Annotated in this window: 13 protein-coding genes; 5 read left to right on the forward strand and 8 right to left on the reverse strand. The window is 70.7% G+C overall.

What is annotated here, in order from left to right:
- Positions 1–30: 30 nt before the first annotated feature.
- From ACNKF0_RS05115 to ACNKF0_RS05130, 4 genes are all read right to left on the reverse strand, one after another.
- Positions 31–1,332 (reverse strand): ABC transporter permease, encoded by a 1,302-nt coding sequence (locus ACNKF0_RS05115; protein WP_299922300.1) that lies wholly within the window; start codon positions 1,330–1,332, stop codon positions 31–33.
- A complete protein-coding gene (locus ACNKF0_RS05120) occupies positions 1,329–2,567 on the reverse strand; it encodes an ABC transporter permease (RefSeq protein ID WP_416956317.1) in 1,239 nt (412 codons plus the stop codon). The genes ACNKF0_RS05115 and ACNKF0_RS05120 overlap by 4 nt, the downstream gene beginning before the upstream one ends.
- On the reverse strand, positions 2,564–4,087 hold the full coding sequence (locus ACNKF0_RS05125; protein ID WP_416956319.1) for an ABC transporter ATP-binding protein: 1,524 nt from the start codon (positions 4,085–4,087) through the stop codon (positions 2,564–2,566). Before ACNKF0_RS05125 ends, ACNKF0_RS05120 begins: the two co-directional genes overlap by 4 nt.
- 98 nt (positions 4,088–4,185) lie before the next feature.
- A complete protein-coding gene (locus ACNKF0_RS05130; protein ID WP_416956321.1) occupies positions 4,186–5,307 on the reverse strand; it encodes a BMP family lipoprotein in 1,122 nt (373 codons plus the stop codon).
- A 217-nt stretch (positions 5,308–5,524) separates the two neighbouring features.
- Here ACNKF0_RS05130 and ACNKF0_RS05135 point away from each other — a divergent pair, with 217 nt between their 5' ends.
- The 3 genes from ACNKF0_RS05135 to ACNKF0_RS05145 all read left to right on the forward strand — a co-directional run bounded on the left by ACNKF0_RS05135 (position 5,525) and on the right by ACNKF0_RS05145 (position 8,949).
- Entirely contained in the window at positions 5,525–5,959 is a 435-nt protein-coding gene (locus ACNKF0_RS05135) for a cytidine deaminase (protein WP_416958427.1), read from the forward strand.
- Positions 5,959–7,254 (forward strand): thymidine phosphorylase, encoded by a 1,296-nt coding sequence (locus tag ACNKF0_RS05140; protein WP_416956323.1) that lies wholly within the window; start codon positions 5,959–5,961, stop codon positions 7,252–7,254. Before ACNKF0_RS05135 ends, ACNKF0_RS05140 begins: the two co-directional genes overlap by 1 nt.
- Positions 7,255–7,359: 105 nt before the next feature.
- Entirely contained in the window at positions 7,360–8,949 is a 1,590-nt protein-coding gene (locus tag ACNKF0_RS05145; RefSeq protein ID WP_416956325.1) for a VWA domain-containing protein, read from the forward strand.
- A gap of 16 nt (positions 8,950–8,965) precedes the next feature.
- Here the strand turns inward: ACNKF0_RS05145 and ACNKF0_RS05150 are convergent, their stop codons facing one another.
- A complete protein-coding gene (locus ACNKF0_RS05150; RefSeq protein WP_416956327.1) occupies positions 8,966–9,418 on the reverse strand; it encodes a MaoC family dehydratase in 453 nt (150 codons plus the stop codon).
- A 49-nt stretch (positions 9,419–9,467) separates the two neighbouring features.
- Between ACNKF0_RS05150 and ACNKF0_RS05155 the strand changes: the two genes are divergently transcribed.
- Complete coding sequence (locus tag ACNKF0_RS05155; RefSeq protein ID WP_416956329.1) at positions 9,468–10,544, forward strand: adenosine deaminase; 1,077 nt, start codon at positions 9,468–9,470, stop codon at positions 10,542–10,544.
- Here ACNKF0_RS05155 and ACNKF0_RS05160 read toward each other — a convergent pair.
- Positions 10,531–11,145 (reverse strand): ATP-binding protein, encoded by a 615-nt coding sequence (locus tag ACNKF0_RS05160; protein ID WP_416956331.1) that lies wholly within the window; start codon positions 11,143–11,145, stop codon positions 10,531–10,533. The genes ACNKF0_RS05155 and ACNKF0_RS05160 overlap by 14 nt on opposite strands.
- 97 nt (positions 11,146–11,242) lie before the next feature.
- Here ACNKF0_RS05160 and ACNKF0_RS05165 point away from each other — a divergent pair, with 97 nt between their 5' ends.
- Positions 11,243–12,910, forward strand: a complete 1,668-nt coding sequence (locus tag ACNKF0_RS05165) for a substrate-binding domain-containing protein (RefSeq protein ID WP_416956333.1) — start codon at positions 11,243–11,245, stop codon at positions 12,908–12,910.
- Between the two features lie 177 nt (positions 12,911–13,087).
- On the opposite strand, the gene ACNKF0_RS05170 is transcribed toward ACNKF0_RS05165, so the two are convergent.
- The gene (locus tag ACNKF0_RS05170; RefSeq protein WP_416956335.1) at positions 13,088–13,948 is read right to left on the reverse strand and encodes an aldehyde dehydrogenase family protein; all 861 of its coding nucleotides are present in this window, start codon (positions 13,946–13,948) and stop codon (positions 13,088–13,090) included.
- Positions 13,948–15,381, reverse strand: a complete 1,434-nt coding sequence (locus ACNKF0_RS05175) for an aldehyde dehydrogenase family protein (RefSeq protein WP_299922276.1) — start codon at positions 15,379–15,381, stop codon at positions 13,948–13,950. Before ACNKF0_RS05175 ends, ACNKF0_RS05170 begins: the two co-directional genes overlap by 1 nt.
- Positions 15,382–15,385 lie beyond the last annotated feature (4 nt).

Consider the following 15,385-nt stretch of genomic DNA (forward strand, 5'->3'; position numbering starts at 1 on the left):
CCCTCCTGGAGCTGGAATCTCGCGTCACACCTACTGCGGTCGGTAGGGCACGCCGTCCGCGGCCGGCGGCCGGGAGCGGCCCACCAGGCCGGCCACGGCGAAGATCGTCACGACGTAGGGCAGCATGAGCATGAACTGGCTCGGAACGGGCGACCCGATGACCGAGAGGACGCCCTGCAGGTTGGAGGCGAAGCCGAACAACAGCGCGGCCAGGGTCGCCCGGATCGGGTCCCACTTGCCGAAGATGACCGCCGCGAGAGCGATGTAGCCGGCGCCACCGGTCATCTCGCGGTTGAACTGCGGCACCGAGACCAGGGTGTAGAAGGCCCCGCCGAGGCCGGCGACCGCTCCCGCGATGAGGATCGTGCGGTAGCGAGTGCGGTTGACCTTGATGCCGACGGTGTCGGCGGCCATCGGGTGCTCGCCGACCGCTCGGACGCGCAGGCCCCAGCGGGTGCGGTAGAGGGCGAAGGTGACCACCGCGACCGCGATGTAGAGCACGTAGACCACCGGGGTCTGGCGGAAGAGGATCGGGCCGATCAGGGGGATGTCTCCCAGCACCGGGATCGGCACCACCTTGAAGCGGGCGGACGTGTTGAGGTCGGCGGCGTTGGGGGCCAGCACCTGGCTGAACAGGAAGCTCGTGATGCCGATGACGAGCACGTTGAGCACCACGCCGACGATGATCTGGTCGACGAAGTAGCTGATCGCGAAGAGGCCGAGGATCAGGGCGACGAGCGCGCCGGCGATCGAGGCGGCGAGCAGCCCGGGCCAGGGCGACCCGGTCATCGAGCTGACCACCGCGGCGGCGAAGGCGCCGAAGAGCAGCTGGCCGTCGATCGCGATGTTGACCACGCCGGCCCGCTCGCCGAGCACGCCGCCGAGGGCGCCGAAGACGAGGGGGACGGCGAGGGCCAGCGAGCCTGCCAGGAGGCCGACCACCGGCAGGGTCTCGCCGACGGCGGCCCAGACCAGGAACCCGGTCATCCAGGCGATGGCGTAGATCGCGACCAGCCACATCGGGGTGCGCTTCTTCGCGAGGTAGCGGCGCACGGACTCGCCCGTGAGCAGGGCGCACACGATGGTCAGAGCCCAGGCGGTCGGCATGGTCGGCAGCGTCAGGTCGGGCAGCTGGAAGAAATCGGTCTCGCGAGCGAGGCGGAGCGTGGTCTCGCCGGACTCCGGTTGGAACAGGAGTATCAGCGCGAGGCCGACGGTCAGGACGCCGAGCACCACGGGCGTCTTGCGGGAGACGAGGGTGACGACCTCGCCGGTCGGTGCCGCCGGACCGGGCGACGCGCCGGTCGAGGTCGGGTCGGTCAGGGTGCTCACTTGGCCTCCTTGGCCGGCAGCCGGAAGATCGCCCGCACCAGCGGGGGTGCGGCGATGAAGAGGACGATCAGGGACTGGACGACCAGCACGATGTCGACGGGGATGCCCTCGGCCGCCTGCATCGAGAAGCCGCCCGCCTTGAAGGCACCGAACAGCAGACCGGCGGCGAGGATGCCCAGCGGCCGCGACCGACCGAGCAGGGCCACCGTGATGGCGTCGAAGCCGATGCTGGCGTCGAGGTCGAGGGTGACGCCGTCCGGTACGGTGCCGAGCACCTGGTTGACACCGGCGAGGCCGACGAGTGCCCCGGCGAGGAGCATCACGATGACCCACGTCCGACCGACGTCGATGCCGGCCGAGCGGGCGGCGTTGGGGTTCTCACCGACGGCACGGATGCGGTAGCCGAGGGCCGAGCGGTTGAGCAGCCACCAGACGTAGGCCACCGCGACCAGGGCGAGCACGAAGCCGAGGTGCAGGTTGAAGCGGTCCCCGAGGATGTCGGGCAGGACCGCCGACTCCTTCATCGGCAGCGACTTGGGGTTGGCCGAGCCGGGCGCCTGCAGGAGCCCCTCCTTGGAGAGGGCGTAGAAGAGCAGGTAGTAGGCGACGTAGTTGAGCATGATCGTGACGATCACCTCGTGGGCACCGGTGCGGGCCTTGAGGACGCCGGCGATGCCCGCCCAGAGGGCGCCGACCACCATGCCGACGAGGATCGCCAGCGGGAGGTGGATGAAGGTCGGCAGGTCGAAGTTGAAGCCGACGTAGCCGGCCGCTCCGCCGGCGAGCAGCATCTGCCCGCGACCACCGATGTTGAACAGGCCGGCGCGGAAGCCCAGGCCCACGCCGAGCCCGGCGACGATGAGGGGGGCGGCGAACTTCAGGGTCTCGGTCAGCGGCCGGATCTGGGTGGAGAAGTCGCTGACGAGGTTGTTGTAGACGGCGCCGCGGAAGAGCGCGGTGTAGGCGCCCCACACGGCGTCCCACACGGCGGAGAGGAAGTCGCCCGGCCGGGCGAAGAGGTAGCCAGCGGACTCGCGCACCGCGTCGTCGGTCGCGGCGACCATGATCGAGCCGACCAGCACAGCCAGCACCACGGCAAGCACGCCGGCGAAGACGTCCCCGGCGACGATCTGCCGCATCACCGAATGGCCCTTGCCGGGCTCCGGCGCGTCGGGCTTGCCGGCGTCCTTCTCCGAGGGGGCCGGGGCCTGGTCGTTGGTCACTGCGTCGTTCACGCCACGTCTCCCTCGAGGTCCTTCGGCCGCTCGCCGGTCATCATCAGGCCCAGCTGCTCGCGCGGGGTGTCGCCGGGGACGATGCCCACGACCCGACCGCGGTAGAGGACCATGATCCGGTCGGCGAGCGCGACCACCTCGTCGAGCTCGGTCGAGACCACCAGGACGGGTACGCCGCTGTCGCGCGTCGCGACCACCTGCTTGTGGATGAACTCGATGGAGCCCACGTCCACGCCGCGGGTGGGCTGCGCGGCGACGAGCAGGCGCAGGTCGCGCGAGAGCTCACGGGCCACGACGACCTTCTGCTGGTTGCCGCCGGAGAGGTTGCCACATGCGGTGTCGATGTCGCGCGCGCGGACGTCGTACTGCTGCAGCTTCTCCTTGGCGAAGGCGCGCAGCTTGTCGATCTGCAGCGACCCCCGGCGCACGAACGGCGGGGCGAAGCTGCGGTTGAGCATGAGGTTCTCGGCGATGGTCATGTTGCCGACGAGGCCGTCCTCCTGGCGGTCCTCGGGGATGAAGCCGACGCCGGCGTCGAGCACCTGGCGCACGGACCTGCCAAGCAGCTCCTTGCCGTCGAGGCGCACGGAGCCGGTCACATGCTCCTGCAAGCCGAGGATTGCCTCGGTGAGCTCGGTCTGTCCGTTGCCCTGCACGCCGGCGACGGCGAGGACCTCACCGGCCCGGATGGAGAAGGTGATGCCGTCGACCTGGACGTGGCCCGTGGCGTTGACGACGCGCAGGTCCTTCACGGCGAACACCTCCTCGCCGAGCTTCGGCGGGTCCTTGTGGACCACCAGCTCGACGGGCCGGCCGACCATCATGGCGGCGAGCTCGGCGTTGGACGCCGTGGGCTCGGCCTCGCCGACGACCTTGCCGAGGCGGATCACGGTGATCTTGTCCGCGACGGCACGGACCTCACGCAGCTTGTGGGTGATGAAGACGATGGCCTTCCCGGCCTCGCGGAGCTGGCGCATGATCTCCATCAGCTCGTCGGTCTCCTGGGGGGTCAGCACCGCGGTGGGCTCGTCGAAGACGAGCAGCTCAGCGTCGCGGGACAGGGCCTTGATGATCTCCACCCGCTGCTGGACGCCGACGGGCAGGTCCTCGACGAGCGCGTCAGGGTCGACGTGGAAGCCGAAGCGCTCGGAGATCTCGGTCACGCGGGCGCGGGAGGCGTCGAGGTCGAGGGTGCCGGCGAAGCCGGTGGACTCGTTGCCGAGCATGACGTTCTCGGCGACGCTGAAGACGGGGATGAGCATGAAGTGCTGGTGGACCATACCGATGCCGGCCGCCATCGCGTCGCCGGGTCCGGTGAAGTGCTGCACCTCGTCGTCGAGCAGGATCTCGCCCTCATCGGCGCGGTAGAGGCCGTAGAGGACGTTCATCAGGGTCGACTTGCCAGCGCCGTTCTCACCGAGGAGTGCGTGGATCTCGCCGGGTTCGACGGTCAGGGAGATCCTGTCGTTGGCCACCAAGCTGCCGAAGCGCTTGGTGATGCCACGGAGCTCGAGCTTCATGAGATCGCATCCTATGCAGGTGCCAGGGGCGGGGGAGGGTCGGGCAAGAGCGAGGGGAGGCCGACTCGCGTCGACCTCCCCCCGTCTGGTGGAGCTGCTTACTGGTTGAGGTACGAGGTGACCTCGATGGAGCCGTCGATGATGCCGGCCTTGACCTCGTCGAGCTCGCCCTGGAGCGAGTCGGACACCTTGCTCTCCCAGTTGTGGAAGGGGGCGACGCCGACGCCGTCGTTCTCCAGCGTGCCGACGTAGGGCGTGAAGTCGAAGTTGTCCTCACCGGCGGCCATGATCGCCTCGTAGGTGGACACCTTCATGTTCTTCAGGATGGAGGTCATGACGACCTCCTGCGTGTTGGGGTCGGTCTCGAAGAGGTCGGCGTCCACGCCGACCATCGCGACGTCCTTGCCCGAGTCCTCGATCGCGGTCAGCGCGCCCTGGTAGATCGGGCCGCCGACCGGAAGGATCACGTCGACGTCCTGGTCGAGGATGCGCTTGGCGGTGCTGGTGGCCGCCTCGTTGGCCTCGAAGCCACCGGTGAAGGAACCGTTCTCGCCGTCCCAGCCGACGACCTCGACCTTCTTGCCCTTCTCCTCGTTGTAGTACTCCACGCCCTGCTTGAAGCCGTCCATGAAGATGGTGACGGTCGGGAAGGGCTGACCACCATAGGTGCCGACCTTGCCGGTCTTCGTGGTGTCAGCAGCGGCGTAGCCGGCGAGGAACGCGGCCTGCGCGGTGTCGTAGAGCAGCGGCTTGATGTTGGGCTGGTCGGCCTCGCCGTCGAAGGTCTGGCCGTCCTCGCCACCGTCCGCGGAGTCGTCGATCAGGACGTACTCGATGTCGGGGTTGGCAGCGGCCGACTCCTTGGTGGCCGCGGCGAGCGCGAAGCCGACGGTGACGATGGCGTCGCAGCCCTGGCTGACGAGGGCCTCCAGGTTCGGGCCGTAGTCGTTCTCGCTGTTGGACTCCACGTCCTTCAGCTCCACGCCGAGCTCGTCGGCGGCCTGCTTGGCGCCCTCGTAGCCGAGCTGGTTGAACGACTTGTCGTCGAAACCACCGGCGTCGGACACGATGCACGGCAGGAAGTCGCTGGCAGCCGCGCTGCTGTCGTCCCCACTCCCGGTGTTGGTCTCCTCCTCGGGCGCGTCGCCGCACGCCGCCAGGGTCGCGGCCGCCAGCAGGGCCACGAGGCCGCTCGAGACGACCTTTCTCGACTTCTTCACAATGCCTCCAAGTTCGTGCCCCCGGAGTGGGGTCGCTTTCCGGGAGCATGATGCCTGCCACCGGGCACCCCGTCACGCGGTTCGCGACTTCGAAATGCGTTTGAGACCTAAAACCCGCCGAAGATCTTTCGGCCAGACCTGCCAAAGACGGTGGCTCTCCCGTATGCGCCATAGTGTCCGCGTGGAGGACTGGGCGGAAGACAGGGCGGACGACACGGTGGCGCACGACTGGGGTCAGGGCGACTGGGACCGCCTCCGGGAGCAGGCCGTCGACGTGATGCGTCGGGCCTACGCGCCCTACTCGCACTACCCGGTGGGCGCGGCAGCACGGGCCGATGACGGTCGTTTCGTGGTCGGCTGCAACGTCGAGAACGCGGCGTACGGCGTCGTGCTGTGCGCCGAGTGCGGAGTGGTCTCGCAGCTGCACGCCACGGGTGGCGGCCGGCTCACGCACTTCGTGTGCGTCAACGGCGAGGGCGAGATCATCATGCCGTGCGGCCGGTGCCGCCAGCTGCTCTTCGAGCACGGCGGTCGGGACCTGCTGGTCTGGACCGTCTCGGGCGTCAAGCCCATGTCCGAGGTGCTGCCCGACGCCTTCGGACCCGACGACCTGGCCCACGTGGCCGACGCAGCAGCGGAAGGAACCGAGTAGTGGCCGCCCACGACGCCGTCGAGGTCATCCTCGCCAAGCGCGACAAGCACGAGCTCACCGACAGCCAGATCGACTGGGTGATCGACGCCTACACGCGGGGGGACGTCGCGGACGAGCAGATGTCGTCGCTCGCGATGGCGATCCTGCTCAACGGCATGAACCGCCGCGAGATCTCGCGCTGGACCGGCGCGATGATCGCCTCGGGGGAGCGGATGGACTTCTCGGGCCTGTCGCGCCCGACCGCCGACAAGCACTCCACCGGCGGGGTCGGCGACAAGATCACCCTGCCCCTCGCCCCGCTCGTCGCCGCCTGCGGCGTGGCCGTCCCGCAGCTCTCCGGCCGCGGTCTGGGCCACACCGGCGGCACGCTCGACAAGCTGGAGTCGATCCCGGGGTGGCGCGCCGCGCTGAGCAACGAGGAGATGTTCGCGATCCTCGAGGACGTCGGCGCGGTCATCTGTGCGGCCGGCGACGGCCTCGCGCCGGCGGACAAGAAGCTGTACGCCCTGCGCGACGTCACCGGCACCGTCGAGGCGATCCCGCTCATCGCGAGCTCGATCATGAGCAAGAAGATCGCCGAGGGGACCGGTGCCCTGGTGCTCGACGTCAAGGTCGGCAGCGGCGCCTTCATGAAGGACCTCGGCACCGCGCGTGAGCTCGCCGAGACGATGGTGGCTCTCGGCACCGACGCGGGCGTGCACACCGTCGCGCTCCTCACCGACATGGCCACCCCGCTCGGTCTCACGGCGGGCAACGCGGTCGAGGTGCAGGAGTCCGTCGACGTGCTGGCCGGCGGTGGCCCCGCCGACGTCGTCGAGCTGACGCTCGCCCTGGCCCGCGAGATGCTCGCCGGAGCCGGTCGCGACGACGTCGACCCGGCCGACAGGCTGGCCGACGGCTCGGCCATGGACGCGTGGAAGCGGATGATCCGCGCGCAGGGCGGCGACCCCGACGCGGCGCTCCCGCAGGCGAAGGAGTCGCACGTCGTCACCGCGCCGACGAGCGGCACCCTCACCCGCCTCGACGCGATGGCGGTCGGCATGGCCGCGTGGCGACTCGGAGCCGGTCGGGCGCGCAAGGAGGACCCGGTGCAGGCCGGTGCCGGCGTCGTGTGGCACGCCCGCCCCGGCGACCAGGTCACCGAGGGGGCGCCGCTGTTCACGCTGCTCACCGACGAGCCGGAGCGCTTCGAGCGGGCGCTTGCCTCCCTCGAGGGCGGCTGGTCGGTGTCGTCCGCCGAGGGCGACGCCGCCGCGGACGCACGCCGCGAGATCGTCCTCGACCGGATCGGCTGACCCGCTGCACCGCTCTCCCCAAGTCTGACGATGACCGGCCAGTAACAATCGATCCGGTCGGCCCCCTGCCTAGCGTTTCTTTACCTAGGGATCTTGGGGGAGCCCATGCAGACCAACGACGAGCGTGGACCCGGCCGCGCGACGATGTCCACTGCCGTGCTGGCGGCCGTGGTGCTGGTGGCGGGCCTGGCGGTCGGTGCGGGTGCCACCTGGCTGGCCCTCTCACGCGACGACGGCGGTGCCGCGGCCTCCGACGGGTGCGCCGAGTTCCGCAACGTCGACGTCGCGGTCGCCCCGGAGATGTACGGCGTCGTGGTGGCCGCTCTCGCGGACGTCACGCCCGACTGCGTGCAGGTCGCCCCGGCGATGCGCCCGGGGATCGCCGTCGCCCAGGGCGTCTCGATGGGCGGTGAGCTGCCGGACATCTGGATCCCGGAGGCGCACGTCCTCACCACCGAGGCCTACCTCGGCGAGGCCACCCGACCGCGGCTGCTGGTCAGGAGCCTGGCCAACACACCGGTCCTGCTGGTGGGCGGCGACCGAGCCCGCCGGTGGCCGTCCTGGGGTGACGCCGAGGCGTCCGGACTGGTGTCCACGCCGGACCCCGAATCGTCGGTGGCGGGCGCCCTGGCCCTCACCGCGCCCGGTGTGGAGGCGCGGTCGATCGGTCGCAGCCGCGCGGAGTCCCAGCAGATGCTGGTGCCCTTCGCCCAGGCACAGGGTGCGCGGCGGCTGAACGGTGAGGACGACGCGGTGCAGCCCGCGATGTTCGTCCGGAGGTCTCCGCGCCTGGTGGTCACCACCGAGCAGGACTTCAGCACGGTGGAGGGCCGCGACGACCTGCGCGACCTCACCCCGGACGTCGGCTCACCGGCACTCGACTTCCCCCTCACCCTCAGTCGGGAGGCGGCCGAGGGATCACGCGCGCTCGCCCGCGCGCTCGGCTCCTACCTCGCCAGCGAGGAGGGGCAGGCGCTGGTCGCCGCCGAGGGGCTCCGCAGCCCTGACGACGTGCGAGGGACGCTGCCGGCGCCGTCCGCGAAGGCGATCGGCGAGGCGGTGCTGTCGTGGCGCTCGCTCAGCGTGCCGTCGGCGATGCTCGCCGTGGTCGACGCGTCGGGGTCGATGGACTTCGACGCCGGCACCGGTTCACGCATGGACCTGCTGGCCGATGCGGCCCGGATCGGTCTGGGCTTCCTGCCCGACCACGCCCGGGTGGGGCTGTGGGTGTTCTCGATCGAGAAGGGAGGACCGGGACAGGACTGGCGCGAGCTCGAGCCGATCCGGCGCCTCGACGACCTGCGCTTCGGACGCACCCAGCGCTACGCCCTGCGCGAGTGGGCCGCCGAGATGCCCGGCCTGACCGACGGCGGGACCGGTCTGTACGACACGGCGCTGGCGGCCTACCGGGAGGCGCTGCGCAGCTATCGGCCGCACTACTCCAACGCGGTCGTCCTGATGACCGACGGCCAGAACGAGGATCCCGGCTCGATCGGTCTGCAGGCGTTGCTGCAGCGTCTCGAGGAGCTGCGTGATCCTGACCGGCCCGTGCGGATGGTGGGGATCGCCATCAGCGGCGACGCCGACCTCGACGCGCTGCGGCAGATGGCGCGCGTCACCGGGGGCGAGGCCTACCTCGCGGCCCAGCCCGAGGACATCCTGGGGGTGTTCGCCCAGGCGGTGCTCTCGCGGTGACCGACCGGGCCCGCCGTCAGGCCAGGAGCAGCACGACGTGCGCGGCCACGCAGGCCGGCTTGTCGTGGCCCTCGATCTCGACCGTGTGCTCGACGACGAGCTGCTTGCCGGCGGCGAGCTCGCGCACCTCGCCGAAGCGCACGTGCGAGCGCAGCCGGCTGTCCACCGGCACCGGGGCGGGGAAGCGCACCTTGTCCAGCCCGTAGTTGAGCCGGGCGCCCGGGGTCTCGAGCCGGAAGACCTGGGAGGCGAAGTGGGGGAGCAGGCTCAGGGTGAGGAACCCGTGGGCGATGGTGCCGCCGAAGGGTCCGGTACCCGCTGCCTCGACGTCGACGTGGATCCACTGGTGGTCGAGGGTGGCGTCGGCGAAGGCGTCGATCCGGTCCTGGTCGACGACGAGCCACTCGCTGGTCCCGATCTCGGACCCGGCGGCGGCGGCGACCTCGTCGAGGGTGGTGAAGGTGCGCATGCGCACGAACATAGTGCTTGACCATGGCGGGCCCTGATTGGATGTCCGGATGAGCACTCCCACCCGCGACCAGGTGCAGGCCGCCCCGAAGGTCCTGCTGCACGACCACCTCGACGGCGGGCTGCGTCCCCAGACGATCGTGGAGCTCGCCGCCGAGGCCGGCCACGAGCTGCCGGCCCCCGACGCGGAGTCGCTGGGCCGCTGGTTCGCCGAGTCGGCCGACTCCGGCTCGCTGGTGCGCTACCTCGAGACCTTCGACCACACCGTCGCGGTGATGCAGAGCGGCTCCGCGATCGCGCGCGTGGCGCGTGAGTGCGTCGAGGACCTCGCCGCCGACGGGGTCGTCTACGCCGAGGTGCGCTACGCGCCGGAGCAGCACGTCAGCGGCGGGCTGACCCTCGACGAGGTCGTCGCCGCGGTCCAGGAGGGATTCGACGCCGCGATGGCCGCCAGCGGCGGCAGGATCGTCGTACGCCAGCTGCTGACCGCGATGCGTCACCAGGCGCGCTCGATGGAGATCGCCGAGCTGGCCATCGCCTGGCGCGACCGCGGGGTCGCCGGCTTCGACATCGCCGGCGCCGAGGCGGGCTTCCCGCCCACCCGCCACCTCGACGCCTTCGAGTACCTCCAGCGCGAGAACGCGCACTTCACCATCCACGCCGGCGAGGCCTTCGGGCTGCCGTCGATCTGGGAGGCGATCCAGTGGTGCGGCGCCGACCGGCTAGGCCACGGCGTGCGGATCATCGACGACATCACCGTCCACGACGACGGCTCGGTCGAGCTGGGCCGGCTCGCGGCCTACGTCCGCGACAAGCGCATCCCGCTCGAGATGTGCCCCAGCTCCAACATCCAGACCGGGGCGGCCGAGTCCTTCGCCGAGCACCCGATCGGGCTGCTGACCGACCTGCGCTTCCGGGTCACCGTCAACACCGACAACCGCCTGATGAGCGGTACGTCGATGACGCAGGAGATGTTCGGCCTGGTCGAGGCGTTCGGCTACACGCTCGAGGACCTGCGCTGGTTCACCATCAACGCGATGAAGTCGGCCTTCCTGCCCTTCGACGAGCGGCTCGCCCTCATCGACGAGGTCGTCAAGCCGGGCTACGCAGCCCTCATCGCCGGCTAGCCCGGTCGCTGTCGGCGGACAGCTCGGCGTAGGCCTGGTCGCCCGTCGCGCGCCGGCACCCCTGTCGGACGGCGTGGGAGACGACCCGCTGCTGGTCGCGCAGCAGCGCCAGTCCGCGGCGCACGAGCACCACCGGCGGCTTGCGGTGCTCGCGCAGGTCGCGGGTGAGGCGGCGCCAGAACGTCACGAGCGGGTGCTGGGTGATGCAGTAGGCGGCGGCGAGGATCCCCTCCTCCCGACAGGCGGCCACGACGTCCGGGGCGAAGATGCCTTCCGCGACGAAGCGGGTGGCGCCGCCGAGGTCCACGGTGTGCGTGCCGCAGCGCCCATTGAGGGCGATCTCGTAGATCGGCACCTCAGCGCGGCCGGTGGCGCACAGCTGGCGCAGCGCGGCCAGCGCGTCGGCCTCGTGCCAGGAGTCCGGGTGGTCCCAGTCGACGAGCCCGGCGTTGGCGCCGGTGGTGATGCGGGGGAGCGAGGGGTCGTCGCCGTCCTTGTAGAAGTCGTCGAGGCGCAGGACGGGGAGTCCGAGACGCTCGGCGAGCCGGGACTTCCCGGCGCCGCTGGGACCGGCCAGGACGACCACCTGGGCTGTGCTCATTTGTTGCGAACTCATTTCGTCGTTCGGCCACGGGGCTCGAAGGCTTGACCTTAGTCTCGCCCAGACCCCCGATCGACACCTCTGTGGGAGGACCTCCATGAGTCTCGACGACTCGACCGCACCCGAGACCGCGGACAGCTCCGGCGGCCCGGCTGGGCGCCCCGCCAAGACCTTCGTGCTGGGCGGGCTCGCGCTGGCGCTCGTCGTGGGTCTCGTCGGCTTCTTCGCGGTGCGCGGGGCCAGCGGCGAGCCCAAGGGGGCCGACTGCATCTCCGAGGTGGTCACGCTGACCACCGCCCCGGTGATGGAGGACCTCGTCAACAAGGCCGTCAAGGACGTCAACCAGGACGAGCCCTGCATCGACATCCAGGTCACCGCCGGCAGCGTGAAGGACGTCGTCGCCCTGCTGAGCGACCCCAATGCCGAGCTGCCCGAGATCTGGATCCCGGACAGCCCGACCTGGAAGGGCCAGCTCACCAGCGCCGGCTGGACCGGTACGCCGATCGCCGAGGTGCTCGCCCAGACGCCGGTCGGCCTCATCGGCGGTCCCGCGGCCAAGGCCCCGGCCTCCTGGTCCGCCGTGCTCGACGGCGGCAGCCTGGCGATGGCCGACCCGAGCGCCGAGGGTGCCTCCGCGCTCGCACTGCTCGCGCCCTACGCCGAGATGAAGAAGACGGGCGAGACCGCGCTGACCATCGAGGAGAAGACCGTCCCGGTCGCCCAGACCTACGGCGAGCGCGCCGTGGCCGGCAGCGCCAACGAGACCGACCTCTCGACCATCACCGCCTCCAGCACCCAGCTCGTCCCGGCGACCGAGCAGGCCTACCTGGCCGCCCGTCGCAGCAACGACCAGCTCGCCCTGGTGGCTCCGCGGACCGGTGTGCCGATGCTGCAGTACCCGCTGATCGACGTGAACCGCGGCAGCAAGGACATCCTCTCCTCCGGCGGCGACCTGTCGGCCCGCGTGGGCCGGGCGCTCGGCCGCTGGTTCTCCTCGGCGGCCGGCATCGAGGCCATCGCAGCCGCGGAGCTCCGCGGTCCCGACGGCGCCCCGCTGCCCAACGACATCGGCCTCGGCAGCGCGCCCGTGCTCGCCAAGGTGCCGCAGAAGACCACCGACGACACGCTGCGCCAGTGGCGCGTGCTCTCGGTGCCCTCCAGCATCCTCGCCGTGGTCGACCTCTCCGGGTCGATGAAGATGGCCATCGGCGACACCACCCGCATCGGGCTCGCGGTGACGGCGTCCCAGGTGGCGCTCGACGCCTTCCCGGCGCAGGCCCGCATCGGCATCTGGGGCTTCTCCAAGAACCGCGGCGAGAACGGTGCGTCGTACGCCGAGTACTCGCCCCTCGAGCGGCTCGACGCCCCGGGTGCCGACGGCAAGAGCCACGGTGAGGAGGTCCGGGCCGAGGCCGACGCCCTCCCCGGCAAGGTGCGTGGCGGGACCGGTGTCATGGACACCACCCTGGCCGCCTACAAGCACGCCCAGGAGATGTGGGACCCGGCGTGGTTCAACTCCGTGGTCATCATGACCGACGGCGCGAGCGACGACTCGAGCTCGCTCTCGCTGGAGTCGCTCGTCAACCAGCTCAAGTCGCTGCGTGACCCGGCCAAGCCCGTCAAGGTGATCATCATCGGCATCTCGCAGGACGCCGACACCGGTGAGCTCGAGCAGATCGCGGCCGCCACCGGCGGTCAGAACTACCTCGTGAACAACCCCAACGAGATCCTCGGGGTGCTCGCCTCGGCGCTGCTCAACCGCTGATCGGAGAGTCTCTCCTCCCTGATCGGGGAGTCCCCGCATGAGCGGGGAGTCCGCCACCTGTTGGCCGTTGCAACGGCCAACAGGTGTCGGACTACCCCACCAGGTGCGGCCCCGATCACGCACGAAGGCCCCCGGAGCGCTCGCTCCGGGGGCCTCGTCGTACGTGCGGTGCGCGGCTCAGACGCCGATCGGGTGCCAGACCGTCTTGGTCTCGAGGAACTGCGTCATCCGGTCCAGGCCCGGCTCGACGAGCCAGTCCGTGTCAGGAGCGGGACGGCGCACGCGCTTGAGGTTGTCCGCCGCGGCCACCTCGAGCTCGGTGGCGAGCTCGTCGTCCTCGACGCCGGTGAGGTCGATGCCGTTGACGTCCATGTGGGAGGCGAGCCACGGGGCGATCTCGGCCTGCGAGCCGGTCAGCACGTTGACGACGCCACCGGGCAGGTCGCTGGTGGCCATCACCTCGCCGAGCGTGATGGCGGTCAGCGGGTTGTCCTCGCTGGCGATGACGACGACGGTGTTGCCGGTGACGATCAGCGGCGCGACGACGCTGACCAGGCCGAGCAGGGAGCCGCGCGGGGCGACGACGGCGATGACGCCGCTGGGCTCCGGGGTCGACAGGTTGAAGAACGGGCCGGCGACCGGGTTGGCGTTGCCGACGACCTGGGTGATCTTGTCGGCCCAGCCGGCGTACCAGACGAGGCGGTCGATCGCGGCGTCGACGGAGGCTCGTGCCCTGGCCGGGGTGATGCCCTCTGCGGCGCGGATCTCGGCCTCGAACTGCTCGCGACGGCCCTCGAGCACCTCGGCGATGCGGTAGACGACCTGGGCGCGGTTGTAGGCCGTCCTGCCGGACCAGCCACCGAAGGCGGCGCGCGCGGCGACGACGGCGTCGCGGGCGTCCTTGCGGGAGGCCTGGGCGGCGTTGGCCAGCAGGCGGCCCTTGGCGTCGTTGACGACGTAGGAGCGACCCGACTCCGAGCGGGGGAACGCACCCCCGATGTAGAGCTTGTACGTCTTGCGCACGTCGATGCGGGACATCAGCTGTCAGCTCCCTTGAGGTAGCCCTCGAGACCGTGGCGACCGCCCTCGCGGCCGTACCCGGACTCCTTGTAGCCGCCGAACGGCGAGGTGGGGTCGAACTTGTTGAACGTGTTGGCCCAGACCACGCCCGCGCGGAGGCGGTTGGCCATGGACAGGATGCGCGAGCCCTTGTCGGTCCACACGCCGGCCGACAGGCCGAACGGGGTGTTGTTGGCCTTCTCGATCGCCTCGGACGGCGTGCGGAAGGTCAGCACCGACAGCACCGGGCCGAAGATCTCCTCGCGGGCGATGCGGTGGGCCTGCGAGACGCCGGTGAAGATCGTCGGCGGGAACCAGAAGCCCTTGGTGGGAAGATCGCACGCGACCTCCCAGCGCTCGGCGCCCTCGGCGTCACCGACCTGGGAGAGCTCGCGGATGCGCATGAGCTGCTCGCCGGAGTTGATGGCGCCCACGTCGGTGTTCTTGTCGAGCGGGTCGCCCATGCGGAGCGTCGACATGCGGCGCTTGAGCCGCTCGAGCACCTCGTCGGCCACCGATTCCTGCACCAGCAGGCGCGAGCCCGCGCAGCAGACGTGGCCCTGGTTGAAGAAGATGCCGTCGACGATGCCCTCGACGGCCTGGTCGATCGGGGCGTCGTCGAAGACGATGTTGGCGGCCTTGCCGCCGAGCTCGAGGGTGACCTTCTTGTCGGTGCCGGCGACGGTGCGGGCGATCGCCTTGCCGACCTCGGTGGAGCCGGTGAAGGCCACCTTGTCGACGTCGGGGTGCGACACGATGGCCCGACCGGTGTCGCCGGCGCCGGTGACGATGTTGACGACGCCGGGCGGCAGGTCGGCCTGCTGGCAGATCTCGGCGAAGAGCAGCGCGGTCAGCGGGGTGGTCTCGGCGGGCTTGAGCACGACGGTGTTGCCGCAGGCCAGGGCCGGGGCGATCTTCCACGCCAGCATCAGCAGCGGGAAGTTCCACGGGATGACCTGGCCGGCGACGCCGAGCGGGGTCGAGCCGTAGCCGGAGTACTGCAGCTTGTCCGCCCAGCCGGCGTAGTAGAAGAAGTGGGCGGCGACGATCGGGACGTCGACGTCGCGCGACTCCTTGATCGGCTTGCCGTTGTCGATCGACTCCAGGACGGCGAGCTCGCGGCCGCGCTCCTGGATGATCCGGGCGATCCGGTAGAGGTACTTGGCGCGCTCGGCGCCGGACATCCGCGACCAGACGCGGGTGTAGGCGCGGCGGGCGGCCTTGACGGCCTCGTCGACGTCGGCGTCGCTGGCCTCGGCGACCTCGGCCAGCACCTCCTCGTTCGCGGGGTTGACCGTCTTGAACGAGGTGCCGGTGCCGTCGACGAACTCGCCGTTGATGAACAGGCCGTAGGACGGCTTGATGTCGACGATCGCGCGCGACTCGGGTGCGGGGGCGTACTCGAATGCCATGGTT

Origin of the sequence: Nocardioides sp. T5, assembly GCF_048161455.1 — a bacterium.
Taxonomy (GTDB): Bacteria; Actinomycetota; Actinomycetes; order Propionibacteriales; family Nocardioidaceae; genus Nocardioides.

What these genes read in the sequence shown, in the direction of transcription:
- ACNKF0_RS05170 (WP_416956335.1), bottom strand. Translation starts at nt 13,948, where the DNA reads ATGTCCCGCATCGACGTGCGCAAGACGTACAAGCTCTACATCGGGGGT.
- ACNKF0_RS05155 (WP_416956329.1), top strand. Translation starts at nt 9,468, where the DNA reads ATGAGCACTCCCACCCGCGACCAGGTGCAGGCCGCCCCGAAGGTCCTG.
- ACNKF0_RS05160 (WP_416956331.1), bottom strand. Translation starts at nt 11,145, where the DNA reads ATGAGCACAGCCCAGGTGGTCGTCCTGGCCGGTCCCAGCGGCGCCGGG.
- ACNKF0_RS05165 (WP_416956333.1), top strand. Translation starts at nt 11,243, where the DNA reads ATGAGTCTCGACGACTCGACCGCACCCGAGACCGCGGACAGCTCCGGC.
- ACNKF0_RS05150 (WP_416956327.1), bottom strand. Translation starts at nt 9,418, where the DNA reads ATGCGCACCTTCACCACCCTCGACGAGGTCGCCGCCGCCGCCGGGTCC.
- ACNKF0_RS05145 (WP_416956325.1), top strand. Translation starts at nt 7,360, where the DNA reads ATGCAGACCAACGACGAGCGTGGACCCGGCCGCGCGACGATGTCCACT.
- ACNKF0_RS05125 (WP_416956319.1), bottom strand. Translation starts at nt 4,087, where the DNA reads ATGAAGCTCGAGCTCCGTGGCATCACCAAGCGCTTCGGCAGCTTGGTG.
- ACNKF0_RS05175 (WP_299922276.1), bottom strand. Translation starts at nt 15,381, where the DNA reads ATGGCATTCGAGTACGCCCCCGCACCCGAGTCGCGCGCGATCGTCGAC.